Genomic DNA, 21,870 nt, shown 5'->3' with positions numbered 1-21,870 from the left:
GTCGTCGGGACGCGGCTCATGGGACCGGAACCGTATACCTAACTCGTTAAAGGTCAAGCCCCCGCGCACCGGCCGCTCTTCGTAACCTCCCATCCGCGCACATCCCTTGACAGAGCCGCAGCGGGGTTCTCATCATCATGAATCAAACTTTGGCTAACACGAGTTAGGCTCGCCGATGACCGACTCGCTCCTCTCCCGACGGGCCCTGATGCGCTACGGCGCGTACGGCGCCGGAGCCGCCGCTCTCGCCGGTGTCGCGGCCGGCTGGGACCGCCTCACCGCCGCCGACATCCCCGGCCGCGACGACGGCTCGCTCGTCATCGCCACCCTGGGCTCCGCCTTCAACCCCGAGGCGCAGCGCGCCCTGCGCGACGGATTCCGCGAGGTCCACCCCGACATCAGGATCCGTATCAACCCCGTACAGGCCTACGACTGGTCGGACTTCTTCTCCAAGATCCTCACCCAGATCGCCGCGGGTACGGCACCCGACCTCGTGTACGTCGCCACCGAGGGCGTGCAGCTCTTCGCCCGGCGGCTCGGCGTACCGCTGGACAGGTGGGCGAAGCGGGACGCGGCCGAGCTGCGCACGTACTTCGCCGACGTCCATCCCTCGCTGGTCGAGTCGATGATGTACGAGGGGAGCCTCCACCAGCTGCCGGTCGAGTTCAACGCGGCCGACATGTACCTCAACAGCCGGGTCCTCGAACGCGCGGGTGCCGACCTCCCCGACGACGACTGGACCCACGACGACTTCACCACGCTGCTGCGAGCGATGAAACGCAGCAACGGCGACCGGTTCACCCCGTACTTCTGGACCAACCGGCTGTGGGGCGGAGTGGTCCCCTGGCTCTTCGCCAACGACACCAACCTCCTCACCGAGTCCAAGGCCCCCGGCGGCGACTGGCTCTGGAACTCCTTCTATCCCGAGGCACAGCGGCGCGGCCGGGGCGGCGGCTACCGGTGGACGACACCCCTGGCCGACTCCGACCGCGTCGCGGAGGTCTACGACTACCTCTCCTCCCTCGTCCAGGAGGACCTGTGCACCCGGCCGGAGGGCGGCGACGGCCGCAACCTCGTCGGCGTCTTCTCCACCGGCCGCGTCGGTGTCACGCCCGCGGGCGGCTTCTGGGCGGGCGGCCTGCATCAGGCGGGCATGAAACCGGCCGACTACGACGTGCGGTACTTCCCGCGCCGGCGTACCCGGCGTCACCAGTTCGGCGCCGCCGGGTACGCGATGCTGCGCACGTCGAAGATGCGGGACGAGGCCTGGGAGTTCATCAAGTACACCGCCCGCAAGGACGTGATGACCCAGCTCTTCGCGGCCAACCAGACCACTCCGGCCCGCCGCTCCATGGTCGACGAGGCCCGCTACCGGGAGACAGGACCGGCCCACTGGCAGGTCTTCTACGACACCCTCGACAAGATCCCCACCAGCGGCCCGATCCCGGCCCCGCCGCAGGTCAACGAGGTCGAGCAGCTGCTGATCAAGCACACCGGAACCGCTCTTGCGAGCCCCGGCGCGGTGCGTCCCGCGCTGCGCCGGCTGCAGGGGGACCTGGAGAAGGCCATGGAGCGTGAAGTGTGACGAACACCGAGATCAGGCCCGTAGGACCGGAGCCCGCCCGCACCCGCAAGAGCCGCGGGAACCGCAGGACCGGTCAGACCCGTAAGGCATCCGAGTCCACGGCCGCCACCACCATCCGCACCCGGGGCACCCGCCTCCTCGCCGTACTGTTCCTCGCGCCCACCGTCGTCGGCATCGTCGTCTTCACGGTCGTACCGATCGTCGGCTCGGTCGTCCTCAGCCTCTTCCAGTGGGACGTGATCGACGACCCGCGGTGGGCCGGAGCGGCCAACTACCGGGAGATCCTGACCGATTCGACGGTCCTCGTCTCCTTCCGCAACACGCTCGTCTTCATGGCGCTCGCAGTCGCACTCCAGTTGCTGATCGCGCTCGTGCTGGCGATCGCGGTGAACGGCCGGATGCCCAAGTGGCTGCGGTCCGTGTTCCGTTCGGCGTTCTTCTTCCCGCTGGTACTGTCCGCCGCGTCCATCTCGGTGGTGATGAAGTACCTGTTCAACCAGGACTTCGGCCCCGTGAACTGGCTCCTCGGCACGGTCGGTATCCCCTCGGTCCCCTGGCTGACCTCGGAGAACGGGGCGATGGCGGCCGTGGTCCTGGCGTACGTCTGGCAGCAGTTCGGCTTCTCGTTCCTGCTGTTCGTCGGCGGCCTGAACACCATCCCGAAAGAGGTGCACGAGGCGGCTTCGCTGGACGGCGCGAGCGGGGTGCGCAAGCACCTCGCCATCACCCTGCCGCTGCTGTCGCCCACGCTGCTGGTGGCGTCCGTGGTCGGCATCATCAACGCCCTCCAGGTCTTCGAGCAGCCGTACGTCCTCACGGCGGGCGGTCCCGGCGACTCGACGCGCACGGTCGTGATGGTCATCTACGAGACGGCCTTCGAGCAGCTCCGCTTCGGCGAGGCGTCCGCCGTGGGCGTCCTGCTCTTCGCCCTGATCATGGCGGTCACCGCACTCCAGTTCCGGCTCAGCCGGCGTTACGTCCACTACCAGTGAGCCGGGTGAGTCAGATGAGTACGAGTTCCCTCTCGGGTTCGGTATCGGGTTCGGCAGCGGGTTCGATGCCGGGTCCCCGCACGAGCCCCACCGCGTCACGCGTACGGCACGGCCTGGCGCCCTGGGGCCGGATCGCAGGTCTGGCGCTGTGCGCCCTGTTGACGCTCGGCCCGGTCATCTGGACGGTGTCGACGTCACTGCGCACGCCGGCGGAGTCCTTCGACCTGCCGCCGGAGATCATCCCCACGGACCCCACCGTCGACGCCTACCGCGGGGTCTTCGACCAGATCGACGTCTGGCTGTACGCACTGAACTCCACCCTGGTGACCGCGCTGATCGCGGCCGGCCAGATGATCACCGCGGGCCTGGCGGGCTACGCCTTCGCCCGCCTCGAATTCCGCTTCAAGAAGCCGCTGTTCGCGCTGGTCCTGGCCACGATGATGGTGCCGTTGCAGGTCACGATGGTCCCGGTCTTCCTGGAACTGAAGACGATGGGTCTGACCGACACCCTGCTCGGCCTCATCGTCCCGGCCTTCCCGACGGCCTTCGGCACCTTCCTGATGCGCCAGTACTTCCTGGGCATGCCGAAGGACCTGGGCGAGGCGGCGATGATCGACGGCGCGGGTCCGTGGCGCGTCTTCCGGTCGGTGTACGCCCCCTTGGCGGCCCCCGGTCTCGCCATCGTCGGCGTGCTGGCCTTCAACTACCACTGGAACGAGTTCTTCCGGCCGCTGATCCTCGAAACCTCCACCGAGAACCTCACGCTGCCCCTGGGCCTGGTCTCCCTCCAGGGCAACCTCGGCACCGGCTCGGTCTCCGTCGTCCTCGCCGGAGTCGTCCTCTCCATGATCCCCGCCGTCGTCGTGTTCGTCGTCGGCCAGCGCCCTCTGCGCGAGGGCATCACATCCGCAGGAGTCAATCGTTGAGTTCCGTGAGCCGGTCGACCGACGCCAACAGCCCGCGTTTCAGGGTCCGCCCGCCGGCCAACTGGATGAACGACCCGAACGGCCCGTTCCGCTGGGGCGATCGATACCACCTCTTCTACCAGCACAACCCCGACGCCCCCGTGCACACGAACGTTCACTGGGGCCACGCCTCCAGCCCCGACCTCGCCCACTGGGACGACCACGGGATCGCCCTGCGCCCCACGCCCGACGGCCCGGACGAGGCGGGCTGCTGGTCCGGCTGCGTGGTGGACGACGGTGGTGTACCGACAGCGGTGTACTCCGGGATCGACCACGACCACCAGGGCCTGAGCGCGATCTGTCTCGCCGTGGCCGAGGACGACGGCCTCCAGAAGTGGAAGCAACTGCCGGTGCCGGTGGTCGCCGGCCCACCACCCGGCCTGGACGTGACGATGTTCCGGGACCCTTTCGTCTTCCGCTTCGCCGGACGCCGCTGGGCGCTGATGGGCGCCGGCCACGCCGACGGCACCCCGTCCGTCCTGGTGTACGACTGTGAGGACCTGTACGACTGGCGGTTCGCCGGGGTCCTGCTGGACGGCCGGGACCCGGCGGCGACCCGCGCCTTCGGCAAGCGGGCGATCGGTTGGGAGTGCCCGCAGTTGTGGGCGACCCCCGGGGGCGACTGGGTGCTGGCGGTGGCCCTGTGGGACGGCGACCCGCTGAGCACCGCGTACGTCACGGGCCGTCTGGTGGAGCAGGCGGACGGTGGACCGAGGTTCGCGGCCGGTACGGGCGGCGGCCCGCTGGACCTCGGCCGTGACTTCTACGCCCCCTCCGTCCTCCAGGACACGGAGTCCGGCCGCGCCCTGCTCTGGGGCTGGTCCTGGGAGTCACGCCCACCCGAGGAGGTGGACCGCGCGGGCTGGTCCGGCGTCCTCACGGCACCCCGGGTGATGGACACCCACGAGGACGGCACGCTACGGGTCGTACCGGCTCCGGAGCTCGAACTACTGCGAGCGGCCGTCCCGTTCACGGCCGCACCGGGACCGCACCGGCCACTCCCCCGCGCGTACGACCTGCTGGTGACCGCCCGTTCGGCGGCGACCGTGGGTCTGCTGCGGGCCGCGTCCGGGGCCGAACTGACCGTGCGACTCGATCCGGCATCCGGCGCGGTGACCCTGGACCGCACGGCCTGGCCACGCTCCCGCCCGGACGGCACGGCCCCCCTGGTCCTGCGGACCCCGCCGGGCGAGACCCTCACCGTACGGATCCTCGTGGACGGCTCCCTGCTGGAACTGTTCGCGGGTGACCGGGCGACGGCCACGGAACGGGTGTACCGACGGGACGACGACATCGCGGAGCTGACCGTGACGGGCACGGACGTCGAGGTCACGGGCTGGGAGCTGGTCCCACCGAACCCCGCGTGACGACGGGGCACTCCAGCCGCCGGGTGGTGACCGGCGGCGCGGTCCCGCTGTCGATGGCGTCCAGGAGCAGGCGGACGGCCGTCTCTCCCATCGCGCGATGGGGCAGAGCGACCGTGGTGAGGGGCGGGCTGAGGAAAGCCGCCATGTGTTCCTGGTCGTCATAGCCGACGACGGACAGCTCGGCGGGCACGTCGAGGCCCAGGCGCGCGGCGGCGTGCAGGACGCCCGCGGCGACCCGGTCGTTGTAACAGACGATCCCCGTGGGCCGCCGGTGGGCGGGAACACCGTCCAGCAGCCGCAGCGCGCCCTGGTACCCGGCGGCGATCTCCCCTCCCGTCCGCATGATCCAGTCCTTCTCGGCGGTCAGCCCCACCGTCCGCAGCGCGTCCCGGAAGCCGCGCAGCCGTTCCGCGGTCGCGATGTCGTCCAGACCGCCCACCAGGGCGACACGGCGGTGGCCCGCGTCGAGAAGGACGCGCGCGGCGCTGCGGCCACCGGCCCGCTCGGCGGGGATGACGGCCGGGAGGGAGCCGTCCTCGGGGAGACAGTTGGCGAGCACGGCGTACGTGCGGTGCAGCCCTTCCGGGACTCGGGCGCGGCGCAACGACAGCGCGGCGTAGATGATCCCGTCGACCCTCCGGTCGAGCAGTTCGGCGACAGCCGCGTCCTCGGCGACCGGGTCCTGCCCGGAGTCGACGGTGAGCACCAGGTGCTCACTGCTCCACGCCATGTCCATGGCCCCGCGCAGCAGCAGCCCGGCGAACGGCGAGGTGGCGATCTCGTCCGTGACCAGACCGATCACGGCGGTACGACTCCGACGCAGGCCACGGGCGACCGCGTTCGGCCGGTAGCCGAGCTGTTCGGCCGCCTTGCGGATCTTCTCCTGCGTCTCGGCGGAGAGGTTGCCCTGGGCACGCCCGTTGAAGACGAAGGACACGGCCGTGTGTGACACCCCGGCAAGCCGGGCGACATCCCGCGAGGTCGCCCGCTCGGCCCCGCCACCCCGCGACTTCTCGACCCCGCCCATGCCTCGTCCCCGCCGACTTTGCCTGATCAGGCAAAGCCTACCCGCGGGAGATGCTGCGGAGCCCGCCGCCGCAGACCGAAGGGGACACCGGGGTGGAACAGCCGCTGACCTCGGCACGCCCGGGGTGCAGGTCGCCGTGCGACCGTGGACGTCCGACCGCCGTCCCTCGCAGCTGGCAGCACGCCTCAACGAGACTCGGCCTCGACCGCCCCCGACAACCGTCGAGGGCTCCCTGCGAGCCCGCTTTCTCTCGGGGCCGTCTCCGCACCGCCTACCGGCCATGGCCAAGGCACATCCCGAGCAGTCCACGACCAGAGGACCCCATCGAACTCTTCGACCGCATGCCGCCGCCGGACCGGCGGGCGTTCGACGTACTGAGGGTCGACGTGCGCACCGGAGACGGTACCGAGAAGGCACGCCCGCGCCGTCGGGGTCCACCGCCTGTGGCGCGACGGCGGCTTCGCCGTCGCGCCCTCCTCGCCGGCTTCCTCGCCGACTCCTACGGCATCACCACCGCGATCTGGACCGTCGCCGCCCTCACCGCCGTCTCCGGCCTGACCGTCGCCGTCCGCATGTACCTCGGGCCGGTGACGAGCCGACGGCCGTTACAGTTGCCGTCGAAAGACGGGGGCGGCTGTGGACTTCGGGGTATTGGGCCCGCTGACGGTGTGGCGGGCCGGCGTACCGCTGGAACTGGGCACGCCGAAAGGGCGGGTGCTCCTGGCGGTCCTGCTGTGCCGGCTGGGCCGGTCGGTCGCCGGTGATGCGCTGGCGGAGGCGCTCTGGGGCGAGGGACAGCCGAAGAGTGCCGCCAAGAACGTGCAGACCTACGTCCACCGGCTCCGGCAGCACCTGGGGGATTCGGGACGCATCACCAGGGAGGGCCAGGGCTACCGGCTGCGTGTCGACCGTGACGAGCTGGACGCGGCGCGTTTCGAAGATCTGGCGGGCGTGGCCCGCGCGGCGCTGGCGGCCGGTGATCTCGATCAGTCGCGTCGGCTCTTCGACGAGGCCCTGGGCCTCTGGCGGGGACCCGCGTTCGCCGGGATCGCCGACGTCCCGGCGCTGACCTCGGAGGCCGCTCGCCTCGACGAGCTGCGGCTCGGCGTACTCGAAGAGCGGATCGACGTCGGCCTTCGGCTCGGTCGGCACAGCGAGCTTCTGGGCGAGCTGACCGCGCTGACGATGGAACACCCGTTCCGCGAGCGGATGTGGGCCCAGCTCATGCTCGCGCTGTATCGCTGTGGCCGACGGGCGGACGCGCTCCTGGCTTATCTCCAGGCCCGTGACGTCCTGGCCGAGGAGACCGGTCTGGAGCCCGGGCAGAAGTTGCGGGACCTGCACCAGGCCATCCTCGGCGAGGATCCCGCGCTGGACCCGGCGATCGCGACCGAGGAGCGGGAACGCCGGAACGCCACCAGCGCCCGTATGCTGCCTCCGGCGCTCGGCGACTTCAGCGGGCAACAGACGGAGTTGGCGCGGATCGAGGCAGTGCTCCGCGAGGACCGCGCCGCCGATGAGCCGGCCGCGGTGGTGACGATCTCGGGCCCTGGCGGGGTCGGCAAGACCGCGCTCGCGGTGCAGGCCGGGCATCGCCTCAGGTCCGCGTACCCCGACGGGCAGCTGTTCGCGGCGCTGGCCGGTGCACGTACCCAGCCGGTCGCCCCGGCCACTGTGCTCGGTCGCTTCCTGCGTGCGCTGGGAGTGCCCGCCACCGCCGTGCCGGACGATCCGGAGGAGCGCACCGATCTCTACCGGGGCATGCTCGCGGAACGCCGGATCCTGGTGGTGCTCGACGACGCGTTCGACGAGGAGCAGTTGGCTCCCCTGCTGCCGGCGAGCGGTACGTGCGGTGTGATCGCCACCGGCCGCGTGCGGCTGGGCGGTCTTGGCGGCGCGCACCGGGTCGAGCTCCGCGAGATGTCCGAAGCCGACAGTCTGGCCATGCTGCGCAACAGCTCGGACGACCGGTTGGCCTCGGCTACCCGGGCGGAGCTGTCCGACCTGGTCCGGCTGTGTGCGCGGCTGCCGCTCGCGCTGCGGATCGTCGGGTCGCTCGTGGTGTCACGACCGCATTGGCGCCTGGCGGACCTCGTGTCGCGGTTGGCGGACGAACAGCACCGGCTGGACGCGCTCCGCTATCGCGATCTCGAAGTGCGGGCCAGTTTCGGGCTGAGCTACGAGGGGCTCCGGCCCGAGGCACGGCGGCTGTTCCGGCTCCTCGGTCTCCTGGAGGCACCCGATTTCCCGCTCTGGGCGGCTGCCGCCGCGGTCGACACCGAACTGCGCGCAGCCCAGGAACTCCTCGACGAGCTGGTCGACGTCCACCTGCTCGACGTCACCGGAACGCCGAAGGGTCAGGCGCGTTACGGCTTCCACGACCTGATCCGCGCGTACGCAAGGGAACGCGCGGAGGTGGAGGAGCCGGCGGAGGCCCGGGACGAAGCCGTCGTCCGCGTCCTCAGCGCCCTCCTGGCCCTCACGGACATCGCCGACCGTGACCACATGGGACAGAACATGTTCCAGCGGGACGCCGACCGGTGGCAGCCGGCGCGGGTGGAGGCAAGCCTGCCGCCTTCCGTGCCGCGGATGGAGTTGCTGGATTCGGAGCGTATCCCGTTGGTGGCGGGTGTGCGGCAAGCCGCGGAGCTGGGCAGGGACGAGCTCTGCTGGGAGCTGGCCGTGGGCGGGCACGCGCTGTTCGAGACGGAGCGGTACTTCGACGACTGGCAGGAGTGCTACGAGACGGCGATGGGCCTGGCCAAGGCTGCGGACAACATGCGGGGCCGGGCCAGACTGCTCATCTCGATGGCCGGACTGCGCTACACCCGGCGTCGGTACGGCCCGGCCGAGGAGGCCAACACCGAGGCCATGGGTCTGTTCGAGCGGATCGGGGACGGGCGGGGCTACCTGGAGGCGCTGAGTAACGCACCGTTCTTCCTCGTGCCCAACGGACGTTTGACCGAGGCGATCACGACGGGCCGCGAGGCCTACGAACGGCTCAACGCCAGCGGGCAGGCTGCGGCGGCGCTGCACGCGTACTCACAGGTTGGCCTCGCTCATCTACAGGCGGGCAGGCCAGAGGTCGCGGTAGAGGTCCTCACGGAGATCGTCGCCGGGGCGAGGAAGGAGGGGATCCGGACCCTGATCGCGCGGGACACCTACTGGCTCGGCCAGGCGCAGCTCGCACTCGGCCGTCATGCGGAGGCTGAGGAGTCGTTCACCGAGCTGACCGCGTATGCCCGGGACGTCGGGTCATCGGGCGCGTTCTACACGGCCCACGCCTGGGGCTGTCTCCACCTGGCCCGAGGTGAGTACGCCGACGCGCGCCGCCGTCTCCTCGAAGGCGTCGAGGTCGCGCGTGCACTCCATGACCCCATGTTCGAGACCCGTGTTCTCATCGACCTGCTCGATCCCCGCCTGTACGACCGCCATGATCTGCGAGTCGCGATCGGCCAGGGGGAGCACGCGGTCGAGGTGGCCCGGGGTATCGACTACCCGTACCTGCTCGCGGGTGTGCTGGAAAGGCTCGCCCGGCTGCGGGCCGCGGCGGGAGACGACACCGCCGCGAGGCACCTGGCCGACGAGGCGGCTGCCGTGAGAGCCAAGATCCGCTGAGCCGTACCGCGCAGCTCGTATTCCCGGCGTGTGGCCGCCGTATTCCGGGAGCTGCCACTGTGCGCGTCAACGACGAAACGCCGTCGGGAAGCCGCTCTGGCATGTCCGGCTGTGTGGTCGGTCATTTCTCGAAACCATCGACCGTTCCAAGCTGCCGTATCGGACAGCTCTCGTTACCAGTGAGGTAGTAGTAGTGCACAAGGGACGTATCGTGTTCGCGGCTGCTCTGGCCACCATGGGGCTCGGGCTTTCGGCCTGCGCCGGCGACGGGGAAGAGCCGGTGGCGCAGGATTCGCCGGCGGCGTCAGCCCCGGCCTCGTCCGGGCCGAGCAGCGAGAGCCCGACTGCCGACAGCGGTGACGACAGTGCCACGCCGGCCGAGGGTGACGTCACCGCGCCGGGCACGGAACTGAAGGTCGGCGACAGGGCTGTCCTGCCCTTCGAGTACACGAGCGAGAAGAAGGGCACCATCGCCGTAACCGTCACGGCGATCGAGAAGGGCGCCGAGGCCGACATGGCCGCCTACGGTGAGAAGGCGAAGGGAATGACGCCCTACTTCATCAAGATGAAGGTGGAGAACGTCGGCGGCACCGACCTGTCCTACGCGTCGCTGAAGCTGGACGGTGTGCTGGAAGGTGGCGCCGGGACGGGCGTCGTACTGATCGGTGACATCCCGGGCAAGTGCGACCGCGAGAGCGCGCCCACCGAGTTCACCACCAAGGGTGCGTCGTACGAGACCTGCGCGCTCAGCGCCACGAAAAGCTCGCCCATCATCGGCGCCTCGTTCGAGGAGGGCGACGCGTACCGCGACAGCCCGGTCGTCTGGACCAACTGAGAATCGGCGCCGGCCTGTACCTCGCCGGCCCGACCGCTGCGGCCGGTCCAGGTCGCCCTCGTCCGGCCGGCCGGCCATGTCGTCCGGCCGGCCGCAGCGGCACCCTGACCGCCATGCCGGGCGGCCGGTTGACCGGACACCCGCTCGTTTGACAGGCCCGGGCGTCGCTTGCTTCCAACAGCGGCAGGACGGCGTGCGTGACGCGCACGACGCCGAAGACGTTTGTGACGTCCGTGGTCAGCATGTCGGACCCGGTGACCTCGCCGACCCGATCAAGCTTGCGCGCGCCCACGATCCCGGCGTTGTCGACCAGGACGTCGAGGCGGCCTGCGCCCGCGCGGACGGATTCAGACGGCGGCTTTGACGGAATCCTCGTCGGTGACGTCAAGCCGAACGAAGCGGGCGCCGAGCCTCTCGTCCGCCGTCGGCCGCGGTGGGCATCGCGTGCCCCGACGTAGTTGCGGGATCGCGCCGGTCCAGAGCACCGGCCAGGCGGCCAACCCTCGCGGCCGCATCCCCGCTGACGGGATCGCGGCTATGGTCCGACACAGGACGCCCTGGCACCAAACGCGCGAGCAGCGGATTCAGTCCGTTCAGCCCGAGTTGGCGTTTCCGCGCTCCAACAGGAACGTTTCTACAGGTCAGAGACCTACAGAAGTGGGGCGGGTGGGACTCAAACCCACGGCCGACGGATTATGAGTCCTTTGAGGATATTGGCGGCCCTTGCCGATCAACGCTCATCTTTGCCGTTTTCTCAGGTCAGATGTGCTGATCAGTGTCAGTCCTGAGTGCTGCCTGTCGATCTGTTCCTGTCCTTGTGGCCCCTCGATGGCCCCTGACGGTCTTTGAGGGAGACGCTTACCACCGCAGCAGCCGCGGCCGCCCCGTTCAGCCAATGGAATGGAACCTTCGAACGTCGACTCGATAACCAGCGGATTCGTGGTTCGCAAGTGGATCCCCATGCTCTGCCGGGAAGTCGTAGAACGCCAGCAGCTCCTGCCGATCGTCGGTGATCTTCGCGTTGGTCTTGGGCCACTTCGCGCCATAGCTTTTGGCGAGCGTAGGCCAGGAGCAATCACTCCACCCGGCTTACGACCACAGCTACCCCCCTGGTGGTACACCGTCAACCACCTTGGTTGCAGGCGCAGTTCAACCCCTGGTTGGGCGAGAGGGAGCAGCCCTTCCAGCTAGCTTTCCATGCACCCGGGCAACACCGGGCGGGCAACTGCACCACCGCTGGGGGACGGGCTCTCCTGCATTCGGGAACTGAAGGGACCTAGAAATGAAGCGACAGCTCATGAGTACGTTCGCCATCCTGACCTTGGCCGGCTCCGGCCTCGTGGTCACGGCGAACAGTGCCTCCGCCGCCGCGTCCGCGCTCACGTGCGTGAAGGTGTTCGACGACGGCAACACGGCCGGGATCAAGTGCACCGGCGGCGCCTTCAACGGATTCGCGAAGTGCAGAAACGGCAGATACGCGATTGGCGCCACTGCGGCTTCCGGGACCACGTCCTACGCATACTGCACGAGCTACAACTCCTCACTCGCCAGCCCGCGTGTTTGGGGCGGAAGCCAGGCGTAGTTGTGGGCCAACAGTAGGGCAGCCGACTGCGTGCCGGCTCGCGCGTCAGACGGTGCCCGGCGCTGACGGACGGGGACGCCCGGAGCTCTGCCGGAGCCCTGGTCAGGGAGAATGCGAAGTGCCCTTTCCCGGCAGCTCGAACTCCGGGAAGGGGCACTGTCGTAGGGGAAGTCGTCCATGAGACGGCGTCGGGCCCCGCTTCGATGCGTCGAGGATCACCTCCCACGCCCCGCGCCAGGCCGCGAGGGCCCGGTGGCGGTCGCGCTTCTTGCCGCTCCCGGGCGCCTTTGACGACATGGCAGTTCCAAGAGCTCAGGTGTTGTCCGTGCTCCAGGCTGCGGGGCCGCGGGAGATCAGTCCGGTCTCGTACGCGAAGACGACCGCTTGGGCCCGGCTGTTCAGCGTGAGCTTGCTCATGCAGCGGTGAACGTGTGTCTTGATGGTCGCTGGGCTGAGCACGAGTCGCTTGGCGATGTCGGCGTTGGACATGCCCGCCCCGACCAGCCCGAGGACTTCTAACTCCCTGGGGGTCAGCGTATCCAGCCCGAAGTGCGCCTCGGGCGCGGCCGGGCGGAGGGTGTAGGTCTCGATGAGTCCTTTGATCACTGGGGCACTGAACAGCATGTCGCCGGCGTGCACGGTGTCGATGGCGGCGAGCAGCCGGTCCGGCGGAGTGTCTTTGAGCAGGAAGCCGCAGGCACCGACCTTGAGCGCACCGTAGACGTACTCATCGAGGTCGAAGGTGGTCAGGACGAGGATCTTGGGGAGCGGGGGCGCGGCCTGGGCAAGGATGCGCTCGGTGGCGGTGATCCCGCTGATGCCCGGCATCCGAATGTCCATGAGGATGACGTCGGGTCTGGTCCGCGCGGCGATCTCGATGGCCTCCTCGCCGTCCTGCGCCTCGCCGACGACGTCGATTCCCGGTGCGGCCCGCAGGAGTGCGACAAGTCCCGAGCGGATGAGGAACTGGTCGTCCACAACGAGCACTGTGGGCATGCGTGATGTCGCCTTCCTCCCGGCTGCCCGGCCGGGAGCCGAGGCACTTCCTCACCTGTCGCGGGCCACGGGAACGGTCAGTGCGACTTCGAACCCGCCCTGCGGGCCGGGGCCGGCGGTCACCGTCCCGCCGTAGATACCGGCCCGCTCGCGCATGCCGATCAAACCATGGCCGGCGGGCCCCACGGTAGCGCCTGCCAGAACTGGCGCCTGACCGTCGTCGGCCACCCGGACGCGGACCGCGGCCTCGTCGTAGTGCACCGTGACGCTCGCGTTCGCCGCCGGCGCGTGCTTCATGACGTTGGTGAGAGCTTCCTGGATCACTCGGAAGACACAGAGATCGACGCCCGGCGGCAGCGCGAACGGGGCGCCCGTGATCCGGACGTCGACGGGGACGCCCGCAGCTGTGACGCGCCGGGCCAACTGCTCCAGCCGCCCGAGCCCCGGGGTCGCGGTGGGATCTCCCGTACCCTCCTGGGCGCGCTCGGTCCCTTCCCTGAGCACGACAAGCATGCGGCGCATCTCCGCCATGGCCTCGTGGGCGCTGCCCGCGATGGTCTCCAACGCCTCGCGGGCCGTCCTCGGATCGGACATGAAGACGTATCCGGCCAGGCCTGTCTGCACGGAGATCGCAGACACGTGGTGGGCGACCACGTCGTGCAGTTCACGGGCTATGCTCATGCGCTCGGCCATGACGGCCTGCTGCGCCTTCTCCTCCTGTTCCAGGCGCAGTTGCTCGCTGAGCACCGCGAGGCGCTCGCCGCGCTCCGCGAGCCGACGGGACCGGTCGCCGGTCACCCACAGGACGGCGACCGTCACGGTCACGAAGACCACGCTCTGCGGGCCGATCCCGGGCTCGGCGAGCCGCGTGCCCCACAGCAGCACGAGCAGCGTCCCCGCGGCGGACTTCGCCACGACCCTGCGCGGGCACTGCGCCGCGACGGTGTAGAACGCCAGGCCCAGTCCGCAGACGACGACCACGTGGTAGTACCCCAGGGTCATGTAGCACAGCGTGCAGGCCGCCGTGCCGATGAGCACGGTCAGGGGAGCCCGGCGGCGCACGGCCAGCGGAAGATAGACCAGGGCGATCAGCACGTAGGCCCATACATCGGTTTGCCGCCAGTAGCCGTGCGAGTTCGGCCAGTTGCGCAGCATGGCGCCCATGATGCCGAGCGACACCACCGAGTAGACGATGTCTGCCACCTGTGGGAAGGCCTGGCGAACCGTCCCGCCCCACGTGCGCTGCACGAACATCGTCCGAGCGTAGGCCCCAGGCCACCGCTCCACCCGGCTTTCCACCACAGCTACACCCCAGGTTGTACACCGGCAACCGGTCCGGACGGGCTCCCGGCATTCGCTGGGCCACTGGCCAACCGGGTGGCCCTCCTGGAGCTGCCGGCCGTCAAGCGGCGAAGGCCGAGGTGCACGCTTCCCTGGCCGGAGGCCGGCTTGGACGACTCGTGGTTCCGGATCTCCGCGCACATCAACGAGCACTGTGGGCAGGCGTGGTGTCGCCTTTCTCGCGGCTGCCCGGCCGGGAGCCGAGGCACTTCCTCACCTGTCGCGGGCCACGGGGACGGTCAGTGCGACTTCGAACCCGCCCTGCGGGCCGGGGCCGGCGGTCACCGTCCCGCCGTAGATACCGGCTCGCTCGCGCATGCCGATCAAACCGTGGCCGGCGGGCCCCGCGGTGGTGCCGACCAGAACTGGTTCCTGTCCGTCGTCGGTGACGCGGACGCGGACCGCGGCCTCGTCGTAGTGCACCGTGACGCTCGCGTTCGCCGTCGGCGCGTGCTTCATGACGTTGGTGAGAGCTTCCTGGATGACCCGGTAGACGCACAGGTCGGCGCCCGGCGGCAGTGCGAACGGGGTACCCGTGATCCGGACGTCGACCGAGACACCCGCGGCTTCGACACGCCGGGCCAACTGCTCCAGCCGCCCGAGACCGGGGGCCGCGGTGGGGTCGCCCGCCCCCTCCTGGGCACGCTCGGTCCCTTCCCTGAGCACGACCAACATGCGGCGCATCTCCGCCATGGCCTCGTGGGCACTGCCCGCGATGGTCTCCAGCGCCTCGCGGGCCATCTTCGGATCGGAGGTGAAGACGTAGCCGGCCAGGCCGGTCTGCACGGAGATCACGGACACGTGGTGGGCGATGGCGTCGTGCAGTTCACGGGCTATCTTCATGCGCTCGGCGATGACGGCCCGCTGGGCCCTCTCCTCCTGTTCCAGGCGCAGTTGCTCGGTGAGCACCGCGAGGCGCTCGCCGCGCTCCGCGAGCCGACGGGACCGGTCGCCGGTCACCCAGGTGACGGCGACCATCACGGTCACGAAGGCCACACTGAAGGGGCCGCTCCCTGGCTCGGCGAGCCGCGCGCCCCACAGGAGCACGAGCAGGGATGCGGCGGCGCACTGCGCCGCGACCCTGCGCGGGCACTGCGCCGCGACGGTGTAGAGCGCCAGGCCCAGTCCGCTGACAACGACCACGTGGTAGTAGGCCAGGGTGAAGTAACACAGCACGCAGGCCGCCGTGCCGATGAGCACGGTCAGGGGAGCCCGGCGGCGCACGGCCAGCGGAAGATAGACCAGGGCGATCAGCACGTAGGCCCATACATCGGTTTGCCGCCAGTAGCCGTGCGGGTCGGGCAGGTTGCGCAGCGCGATGCTCGAGATCCAGACCGACACCACCGCGTAGACGATGTCTGCCACCTGCGGGAAGGCCCTGCGAACCGCCGGGCTCCACGTGCGCTGCACGAACATCGTCCGAGCGTAGGCCCCAAGCGATCGCTTCACCCCGCTTTCGACCACAGCTACACCCCAGGTTGTACACCGGCAACCACCCTGGTTGCAGGCGCAGTTCAACCCATGGTGGGGCGAGGGGAAACAGCCGTTCCAGCTAGCTTTCCCTCTACCGGCGGCACCACGGCATCGCAGCTCCCCACCATGTGGCGAGCCGCGATTGGCCGCGTGGTCCGCAACACCAAGGGAAGGAAACCCAAAGTGTCCAGATCGAAGATCCGAACGACGGCCGCGGTGACCGGCTGCGTGATCGCCCTGGGCGGTTTCGCCACAGCCACTCCGGCTTCCGCAGCGCCGTCGGCGCCGCACGGCGGCACGCGGGCCGGCGTTGTGCAGGCAGCCACCGCCGCGTCCTTCACCGGACGAAGCGATTACTGCGACAGCTATGTGTGCGGAAGCGGCACGTTCACCGACTCCAACTCCAAAAGGAACCTCACCGGTTCCATGTCGGTGAAGTTCCCCTGCAACAAGGGTGTGACCAGCGCGCGTATCCGCCTTGTCACCAATGCGCCCAGCGGCAAGCGGTACGGCGGCTGGCACACGACCCAATCGTGCGGCCAGTACGCAGTCTTCGGGAATCTCGCGTGGACCCAGAGCGAACCGATCTACGCCTGGGCCATTCAGGAGAGCCGAAGCGGCGGCGGTACCGCAACCGGGTCCTGGGTCTTCCTCTAGACGTCACAGGGGAAGCCCCAGCGGGACCTTCCCCGTGGTCTGTGCGATTCAGGCGTGAGCGGGGCCCTGCCAGTGTCATGCAGGGGCTGCGAGCGAGGGGACGGCGGCAGACACCTCACGATGCCAACGCGTCAAGCCGCGGCCACGAGTTCGGTGGGGAAAGCAGTGTGTTCGTCGAACAGCTTGCGGTGCTGTCGCATGACGCGGGGGTGAGGCACTGCGGGCCGGAAGCTTGGTAAGCCGGAAGCATCGGGTATCCAGGCATACGGGGCCGATTCTGGTCATCGACGCTACCGGGCAACAGGGTGGCGCGACCGCTCGGTACCTGCTCGAACGCGCTCGGCAATACACGCCCTGGTGAGGGGCGGCGCGTTTTCCGGACAGGCGGAACCGCCCGCCGCCGTCCAGCTGGAGGAATCTCAGGGCAGGTCCTGGGGCGGCGAATGGGAAGCACGACCTCCATTGTCTGCGTGCCGTCACGGCCACGCAGGAACGGGAGTTCAGCGATCTCCTCGCCGCATCATCACATTGGTTGGTCGCGCATTCGGACCACATGACCGCACACGGGGGATGATCATGCGTACTGCGCACAAGAGCTGGAAGACCTACGCCCTGGGAGCCGCGGCCCTCACCGCCCTCCTCTCCGCCACGGCCTGCGAGCCGGACGGCACGAACAACGGCACGGGCACCATCACCTCGTCCGCCACCCCGAGCGCGACCGCCTCCACCCAGCCCGGCGGGGGCACCGGCACGGGCGGCGGCTCGCAGGACTCGGGCGGCGGCTCGCAGGACTCGGGTGGCGGCTCGGGGAACTCCGGTGGGTCGAGCAGCACCGTCGGCGAGAGCGCCACCGCCTGCAGCGGCGCGAACATCTCGGTCGCCACGACGGTGTACCCACATGACTCGGTCCGGCACCTCCTCCTCACGGCCACCAACACCGGCGACAAGGAATGCACTCTCTACCGCTACCCGATCGTCCGCTTCGACAACGGTCGCGAGGATCAGGTCGGCCCGATGGAGTCCGAGATGAAGGCAGTCAAGATCGGGCCGGGCAAGAAGGCATACGCGGGCATGCTCCTCTTCCGTACTGGCGCGCCGACCGAGGCCGTGGAGACGATGACCGTCAGCCTCCAGGGCCGCATCTCCAACGCCGATCCGGACAGCGGGCCGATCGAGGTCCCGCTGCCCGACGAGGCCAACTTCCTGAACATCGACGACAACCCCGCAGTCTCGTACTGGAACGTCAGCCGTGAGAAGGCCGAGAACTACATGTTCAAGGCCGTCGGCGGCAACTGACCCTCGCCCGAAGACCGCTCCCGGCCTCCAACAGGTCGCAGCGACCACGGCTTGCGGCTACAGACGGGGCGGCATCCTCAATGTCGACCTGGGCTGTGTCCCGCTCCTCGATGATGAGCGGATGGACGTGCTCTTTTCCTGGCCGATCGACTGCCTAAAGGACAACGGTTCTACGACTGGGCCGTCGTCGATCTCGTCGCCCCGACGCCGGGCAGCCACCAGCTCCCGATCCGCCGCAGCCGCACCACCGGTGAACTCGCCTATTACCGCTGCCACTCCGCCGAGCCAGTCCCGCTGACTGTGCTGGTCAAGACCGCTGGCTCGAGGTGGCGTGTGGAAGAGACCTTCCAGGCCGAGAAAGGGCTGGCGGGACTCGACGAGCACCAGGTCCGCCGCTGCCGCTCTTGGACCCGCTGGGTCACCCTCGCGATGCTCGCCCACGCCTTCCTCGCGGTAGTCCGTGCCGACGAACACGCCCGCAGCCCCGTCCGGGACGGCCTGGTCCCGCTGTCCTGCAACGAGATCCAGCGCCTGTTCATCACGGTCGCCGTCCAGCCTCGCCACGACATGGCCTACCGGCTCGACTGGTCGCACTGGCGGCGGCTCCATCAGCAGCGATCCCTCACCAGCCATTACCGGCGACAAGCCGCGTCCCAGACATGAAGATCGCGATGTACAGCTGGAGTATTGGATCGCTGATGAGACGTCTGGCCGACCGCGCCTACGGGTGCGTGTCCGTGATCGCGATGACCTCGTCGAGGTGGTCCAGGGCGGCCTGCAGGTCGTCGATCTTGGCCTGGATGCGCTCGCGCTCGGCTCGCAGCATGGCTCGTTGCCCGGCGTCGGTGTGCCCGGCGTCCCAGCACGGCAGGAGTTCGCTGATCCTTCGGCTGGTGAGGCCGGCGGCGAACATCTGCTGGAAGAAGCGGACCAGGGCGATGGCGTCCTGCCGGTACAGGCGCTGGCCGGACGGGCTGCGCTCCGCGACGAGCAGCCCTTGCTGCTCGTAGTAGCGCACCGCGCGCACTGAGACGCCGGCACCTCGTGCCACCTCGCCGATGCGGATCAACCGCTCGGCTGCGGCCACTGTGACAGTCATGGTGATTCCTCTCACCCCTGGCCTGACGACCAGCACTTGCCTCTGACGCCAGCGTCAGGTTTTAGCGTACCGGCCATGGATATCAACAACTCCGTCGCCCTTGTCACCGGAGCCAACCGCGGCCTGGGCCGCGCCTTCGCCCAGCGCCTGCTCGAACGGGGCGCCCGCAAGGTCTACGCGACGGCCCGCCGACCGGAGACCGTGGACCTGCCCGGGGTCGAGGTGCTGCCCCTCGACATCGCCGATCCCGCATCCGTGAGGGCCGCCGCCGAGGCCGCCCCGGACGTCTCGCTACTCATCAACAACGCGGGAATCAGTACGGGGACCGACCTGGTGACCGGTTCGCTGGACGCGGTGCGGCACGAGCTGGAGACCAACATGTTCGGCCACCTGGGAATGATCCGGGAGTTCGCGCCGGCGCTCGCCAGGAACGGCGGGGGCGCGATCGTCAACGTCCTCTCCGCCATGTCGTGGTTCGGGGGCAAGGGCGCCAATGCCTACCACCTGACCAAGGCCGCCGCCTGGGCCATGACCAACGGCGTCCGCCTGGAGCTCGCCGAGCAGGGCACGCTCGTCACAGCGGTACACCTCGGCCTGGCCGACACCGACATGGCGGCGGGCTGGCCCGTGGACAAGATCGCTCCGCCGGACCTGGCCGACGCCGCGCTCGACGGTGTCCAGGCGGGCTCCGCCGAGGTCCTCGCCGACCAGTGGAGTCGGGACGTCAAGTCCCGTCTGCCGCTGACGCCGGAAGAGTTCAACGCCGCAATGGACCGCGCCCTGGCGGCGCTGATGGCGGCCTGAAGGGCCCCTCGGGCCGCACGGACTTCGGTCGGCTGCTTCGAGCGGGACGATCGCAAGGCACCCAGCACGGGGCCAGGCAGTGAGGACCTTCTTCACGTTGACCTTCGATGGACTCGACGACGGCTTCATCGTGAAGATCGTCGGCTGAGCTCGGATGCGCCGGCAGTGGGCCGATGACACCGGCCCACTGCCGCTACGGGCAGCTCACGATTGCGCGGGCCAGAACTGCACGAGGTAGCGCTCGAGACCGTGTCCGGTGCCTTCGCCCTCCGACAGAGCCGCAGCGGCATCCCGGCCCGTACAGCTGACACGCACCCGCCACGATCCGCCGGAATCAGCCAGCGTGATGAGGTCCTCGGAGCGGCCTGTGTGCATGGACCACACGGCGACCTGACCTCTGGTCGATGTGAAGTCGGCGTCTGCTTGCTCGTCCCAGTCGGTCAGATCCTGCTGGGGCGGAGGCCCGTCCCACACTTCGACGTCAACGGTGGCGGTGTGCGTGTGACCGCCGCTGGTGATGTCCAGCCGCCCGGGATGGGTGCTGAGAAAGACGTCGAAGTCGAAGTCGTCCGGAAAGGAAACCGGCAGGTCAGTGTCATCGCTTTCCTGGAGCCCGAAAGCGTGGAACCCCACGTAGGCATCGACCTGCTGCTGCCGGACAAGCTTAGCCACGGACACCCCCTCAGCTCACTCAACAGATCACTCTCAAGACCCCAGCTTGATCCTTAGTGGTCGGCGCCGGAAGCCTTCGGGGTGAGCCGAGTCCCAGGCGGAGGCGGCATTGAAGAGGGTTCCGGCCGCGGTCGTGCGGGCATAGAGGACGGAAGCTGAGTCAAAGACGACTTGCGGTGGCACTCCGGCTGAGCTGAGTCAGCGCCGGCGTCCTAGAGCGCGTCCACGGCGCTCACCTTCCAGCCCTCGGAGGTGCGGGTGAGCGTCATCCGCACCCGGTTCAGATCCATGCGGGACCCCGTCACCTGGGTGCTCGTGGTGACCTGGTTGACGAACAGCAGGACCACGGCCTTGTCCGGTCCGGCCGACACGACGGACGCCGCAGGCCGGCCACCGCCTGTGGGTGCCGTCACCGTCGCCTTCACCACGCCGTGGTACTTCCTGGCGGTCGGTCCCACGACCGTCGTCGTGGTCCTGCGGTACTCGTCGCGAAAGGCGCCGGTCAGATGGGTGCGGGCCCGGGCGAAGTCCCGGTCGAGATGCCGGTAGTCGTACGACAGGACGACGGGCGCCGCCTTCCGCGCGGCCGCGAGCGCCTCTCCCCGCGCCTGTTCCGCGCGCAGCCCCTCCCGGTACTGCCGGCCGAGCACGGCGAGGGCGACCAGACCTCCCACGAGCACGACGCAGAGCGTCATCGTGAGCAGCCGTCGCCAGGGCCGTCGTACGGACGCGCCCTCCTCCGGCACCGCCTCGGACTCAGGCACCTGGTCCGGCTCCGGGGCCGGCTCCGGCGGGTCGTCCCACCCTCCCGGAGCATCGATCACCACCGTGCGCCCGGAGTACCGCTCCTCGGCCCGTGGTGGTGCCTCGTTGGCGGGGTCCTCCACGCGTCGGGTGCGCTTGGCCGCCGCGCGGGCGGCCGCGGTCATGGTGCGGCGGGCGGGGGAGCCGGCGCCGCGGCTTCGCGAGGTCGTGTTCACCACGGTCTTTCTCCTCAACTCTGGTGCCTGCTGTTCGTACGGGAGGCCGGTCGTCAGCCCACGAACTCGACGTCGGAGGTCAGCCATTGGCCGTCCTTGAGTACGAGGTCGAGCTGGAGCCGGTAGGTGCGCGCCTCTCCGTCGGGCACGGCGGTGTTGGTCACCTTGCTGTCGGCGACGACCAGAACCCGGGCGGACCGGGTGTCGGACCGCACGATGCCCGCTTCGAGGACCTGCCCCTCGGACACGGACTTGTTCTCGGCGACCAGTTCGGTCAACTGGTCGGTCTGCGCGGCGAACTGCTCCTTGAAGTCGCCGGTGGCGCTCTTGAGCACGTTCCCGCTGTCCCGGTCGTAGTGGCGGTAGTCGAGCGAGGTGAAGTTCAGCGCCGACTGGCGGGCCGCCGCCAGGACGTCCTGCCGCCGCTGCTCCGCCGCGCGCTGCCCGGACAGCCCCACGGCCAGCCAGACCGACAGCGCGGTCGTCAGGACGGTCGCGACGACGAGTCCGGCGGACAGCGCCCTGTGGCGCCCCCGCTTCCCACCGCCGACGTTCATGCCCTCGGTCTTCCCACCGCCGAC

At 69.5% G+C, this 21,870-nt stretch carries 18 protein-coding genes and 3 pseudogenes; 11 read left to right on the top strand and 10 right to left on the bottom strand.

The annotated features are described in order from the left end of the window. Positions 1 to 175: 175 nt before the first annotated feature. The 4 genes from JIX56_RS41710 to JIX56_RS41695 all read left to right on the top strand — a co-directional run bounded on the left by JIX56_RS41710 (position 176) and on the right by JIX56_RS41695 (position 4,909). Entirely contained in the window at positions 176 to 1,585 is a 1,410-nt protein-coding gene (locus tag JIX56_RS41710) for an ABC transporter substrate-binding protein (protein ID WP_257548891.1), read from the top strand. Continuing rightward, positions 1,582 to 2,577 carry a carbohydrate ABC transporter permease gene (locus JIX56_RS41705; protein WP_257548890.1) on the top strand — a complete coding sequence of 332 codons (996 nt, stop codon included), beginning with the start codon at positions 1,582 to 1,584 and terminating at the stop codon, positions 2,575 to 2,577. Before JIX56_RS41710 ends, JIX56_RS41705 begins: the two co-directional genes overlap by 4 nt. Positions 2,578 to 2,642: 65 nt before the next feature. Then, a complete protein-coding gene (locus JIX56_RS41700) occupies positions 2,643 to 3,503 on the top strand; it encodes a carbohydrate ABC transporter permease (RefSeq protein ID WP_257551423.1) in 861 nt (286 codons plus the stop codon). A 5-nt stretch (positions 3,504 to 3,508) separates the two neighbouring features. Continuing rightward, positions 3,509 to 4,909 carry a glycoside hydrolase family 32 protein gene (locus JIX56_RS41695; protein ID WP_257551421.1) on the top strand — a complete coding sequence of 467 codons (1,401 nt, stop codon included), beginning with the start codon at positions 3,509 to 3,511 and terminating at the stop codon, positions 4,907 to 4,909. Here the strand turns inward: JIX56_RS41695 and JIX56_RS41690 are convergent. Then, positions 4,872 to 5,936, bottom strand: coding sequence for a LacI family DNA-binding transcriptional regulator (locus tag JIX56_RS41690; protein ID WP_257548889.1), 1,065 nt, complete (start codon positions 5,934 to 5,936; stop codon positions 4,872 to 4,874). The two genes, JIX56_RS41695 and JIX56_RS41690, sit on opposite strands and share 38 nt — an antisense overlap. Positions 5,937 to 6,572: 636 nt before the next feature. Here JIX56_RS41690 and JIX56_RS41685 point away from each other — a divergent pair. Together JIX56_RS41685 and JIX56_RS41680 are read left to right on the top strand one after the other, a co-directional pair. After that, positions 6,573 to 9,554, top strand: coding sequence for an AfsR/SARP family transcriptional regulator (locus JIX56_RS41685; RefSeq protein ID WP_257548888.1), 2,982 nt, complete (start codon positions 6,573 to 6,575; stop codon positions 9,552 to 9,554). A 235-nt stretch (positions 9,555 to 9,789) separates the two neighbouring features. Next, positions 9,790 to 10,389 carry a hypothetical protein gene (locus JIX56_RS41680; protein WP_257551420.1) on the top strand — a complete coding sequence of 200 codons (600 nt, stop codon included), beginning with the start codon at positions 9,790 to 9,792 and terminating at the stop codon, positions 10,387 to 10,389. Positions 10,390 to 10,549: 160 nt separating this feature from the next. Here the strand turns inward: JIX56_RS41680 and JIX56_RS41675 are convergent. Both JIX56_RS41675 and JIX56_RS41670 read right to left on the bottom strand, forming a co-directional pair. Next, positions 10,550 to 10,846, bottom strand: a pseudogene (locus tag JIX56_RS41675) (SDR family oxidoreductase); the annotation flags it as partial. Between the two features lie 454 nt (positions 10,847 to 11,300). After that, positions 11,301 to 11,442: pseudogene (locus tag JIX56_RS41670) on the bottom strand (IS256 family transposase); the annotation flags it as partial. A gap of 244 nt (positions 11,443 to 11,686) precedes the next feature. Between JIX56_RS41670 and JIX56_RS41665 the strand changes: the two are divergent. Next, complete coding sequence (locus JIX56_RS41665; protein ID WP_257548887.1) at positions 11,687 to 11,971, top strand: hypothetical protein; 285 nt, start codon at positions 11,687 to 11,689, stop codon at positions 11,969 to 11,971. A 312-nt stretch (positions 11,972 to 12,283) separates the two neighbouring features. Here the strand turns inward: JIX56_RS41665 and JIX56_RS41660 are convergent, their stop codons facing one another. The 3 genes from JIX56_RS41660 to JIX56_RS41650 form a co-directional block, all read right to left on the bottom strand. Beyond that, positions 12,284 to 12,967, bottom strand: coding sequence for a response regulator (locus JIX56_RS41660; RefSeq protein ID WP_257548886.1), 684 nt, complete (start codon positions 12,965 to 12,967; stop codon positions 12,284 to 12,286). A gap of 51 nt (positions 12,968 to 13,018) precedes the next feature. Continuing rightward, positions 13,019 to 14,221, bottom strand: coding sequence for a sensor histidine kinase (locus JIX56_RS41655; RefSeq protein WP_257548885.1), 1,203 nt, complete (start codon positions 14,219 to 14,221; stop codon positions 13,019 to 13,021). 300 nt (positions 14,222 to 14,521) lie between these two features. Next, complete coding sequence (locus tag JIX56_RS41650) at positions 14,522 to 15,724, bottom strand: sensor histidine kinase (protein WP_257548884.1); 1,203 nt, start codon at positions 15,722 to 15,724, stop codon at positions 14,522 to 14,524. A gap of 207 nt (positions 15,725 to 15,931) precedes the next feature. Here JIX56_RS41650 and JIX56_RS41645 point away from each other — a divergent pair, with 207 nt between their 5' ends. The 3 genes and pseudogenes from JIX56_RS41645 to JIX56_RS41635 all read left to right on the top strand — a co-directional run. After that, positions 15,932 to 16,438, top strand: a complete 507-nt coding sequence (locus JIX56_RS41645; RefSeq protein WP_257548883.1) for a hypothetical protein — start codon at positions 15,932 to 15,934, stop codon at positions 16,436 to 16,438. 576 nt (positions 16,439 to 17,014) lie between these two features. Continuing rightward, complete coding sequence (locus tag JIX56_RS41640) at positions 17,015 to 17,734, top strand: DUF4232 domain-containing protein (protein ID WP_257548882.1); 720 nt, start codon at positions 17,015 to 17,017, stop codon at positions 17,732 to 17,734. A 156-nt stretch (positions 17,735 to 17,890) separates the two neighbouring features. Continuing rightward, a pseudogene (locus tag JIX56_RS41635) lies at positions 17,891 to 18,397 on the top strand (IS701 family transposase); the annotation flags it as partial. 58 nt (positions 18,398 to 18,455) lie between these two features. On the opposite strand, the gene JIX56_RS41630 reads toward JIX56_RS41635, so the two are convergent. Then, positions 18,456 to 18,833, bottom strand: coding sequence for a MerR family transcriptional regulator (locus JIX56_RS41630; RefSeq protein ID WP_257548880.1), 378 nt, complete (start codon positions 18,831 to 18,833; stop codon positions 18,456 to 18,458). Positions 18,834 to 18,908: 75 nt separating this feature from the next. Between JIX56_RS41630 and JIX56_RS41625 the strand changes: the two genes are divergently transcribed. Next, a complete protein-coding gene (locus JIX56_RS41625) occupies positions 18,909 to 19,637 on the top strand; it encodes an SDR family oxidoreductase (protein ID WP_257548878.1) in 729 nt (242 codons plus the stop codon). Positions 19,638 to 19,841: 204 nt separating this feature from the next. Here JIX56_RS41625 and JIX56_RS41620 read toward each other — a convergent pair whose 3' ends face one another. From JIX56_RS41620 to JIX56_RS41610, 3 genes are all read right to left on the bottom strand, one after another. Beyond that, entirely contained in the window at positions 19,842 to 20,309 is a 468-nt protein-coding gene (locus tag JIX56_RS41620; protein ID WP_257548876.1) for a hypothetical protein, read from the bottom strand. Positions 20,310 to 20,521: 212 nt separating this feature from the next. Next, positions 20,522 to 21,292 carry a hypothetical protein gene (locus JIX56_RS41615; RefSeq protein ID WP_257548874.1) on the bottom strand — a complete coding sequence of 257 codons (771 nt, stop codon included), beginning with the start codon at positions 21,290 to 21,292 and terminating at the stop codon, positions 20,522 to 20,524. Between the two features lie 50 nt (positions 21,293 to 21,342). After that, positions 21,343 to 21,846: a hypothetical protein gene (locus JIX56_RS41610; RefSeq protein WP_257551418.1), complete on the bottom strand. Its 504-nt coding sequence runs from the start codon at positions 21,844 to 21,846 to the stop codon at positions 21,343 to 21,345. Between the last annotated feature and the right edge of the window lie 24 nt (positions 21,847 to 21,870).

Source organism: Streptomyces sp. CA-210063, from assembly GCF_024612015.1.
GTDB lineage: Bacteria > Actinomycetota > Actinomycetes > Streptomycetales > Streptomycetaceae > Streptomyces.
This window is presented reverse-complemented; position numbering and strand designations above follow the sequence as displayed.

Coding starts and splice junctions, on each gene's coding strand:
- JIX56_RS41710 (WP_257548891.1), top strand. CDS start 176: ATGACCGACTCGCTCCTCTCCCGACGGGCCCTGATGCGCTACGGCGCG.
- JIX56_RS41700 (WP_257551423.1), top strand. CDS start 2,643: ATGCCGGGTCCCCGCACGAGCCCCACCGCGTCACGCGTACGGCACGGC.
- JIX56_RS41690 (WP_257548889.1), bottom strand. CDS start 5,936: ATGGGCGGGGTCGAGAAGTCGCGGGGTGGCGGGGCCGAGCGGGCGACC.
- JIX56_RS41680 (WP_257551420.1), top strand. CDS start 9,790: ATGGGGCTCGGGCTTTCGGCCTGCGCCGGCGACGGGGAAGAGCCGGTG.
- JIX56_RS41665 (WP_257548887.1), top strand. CDS start 11,687: ATGAGTACGTTCGCCATCCTGACCTTGGCCGGCTCCGGCCTCGTGGTC.
- JIX56_RS41660 (WP_257548886.1), bottom strand. CDS start 12,967: ATGCCCACAGTGCTCGTTGTGGACGACCAGTTCCTCATCCGCTCGGGA.
- JIX56_RS41655 (WP_257548885.1), bottom strand. CDS start 14,221: ATGTTCGTGCAGCGCACGTGGGGCGGGACGGTTCGCCAGGCCTTCCCA.
- JIX56_RS41650 (WP_257548884.1), bottom strand. CDS start 15,724: ATGTTCGTGCAGCGCACGTGGAGCCCGGCGGTTCGCAGGGCCTTCCCG.
- JIX56_RS41640 (WP_257548882.1), top strand. CDS start 17,015: ATGCGTACTGCGCACAAGAGCTGGAAGACCTACGCCCTGGGAGCCGCG.
- JIX56_RS41630 (WP_257548880.1), bottom strand. CDS start 18,833: ATGACTGTCACAGTGGCCGCAGCCGAGCGGTTGATCCGCATCGGCGAG.
- JIX56_RS41625 (WP_257548878.1), top strand. CDS start 18,909: ATGGATATCAACAACTCCGTCGCCCTTGTCACCGGAGCCAACCGCGGC.
- JIX56_RS41610 (WP_257551418.1), bottom strand. CDS start 21,846: ATGAACGTCGGCGGTGGGAAGCGGGGGCGCCACAGGGCGCTGTCCGCC.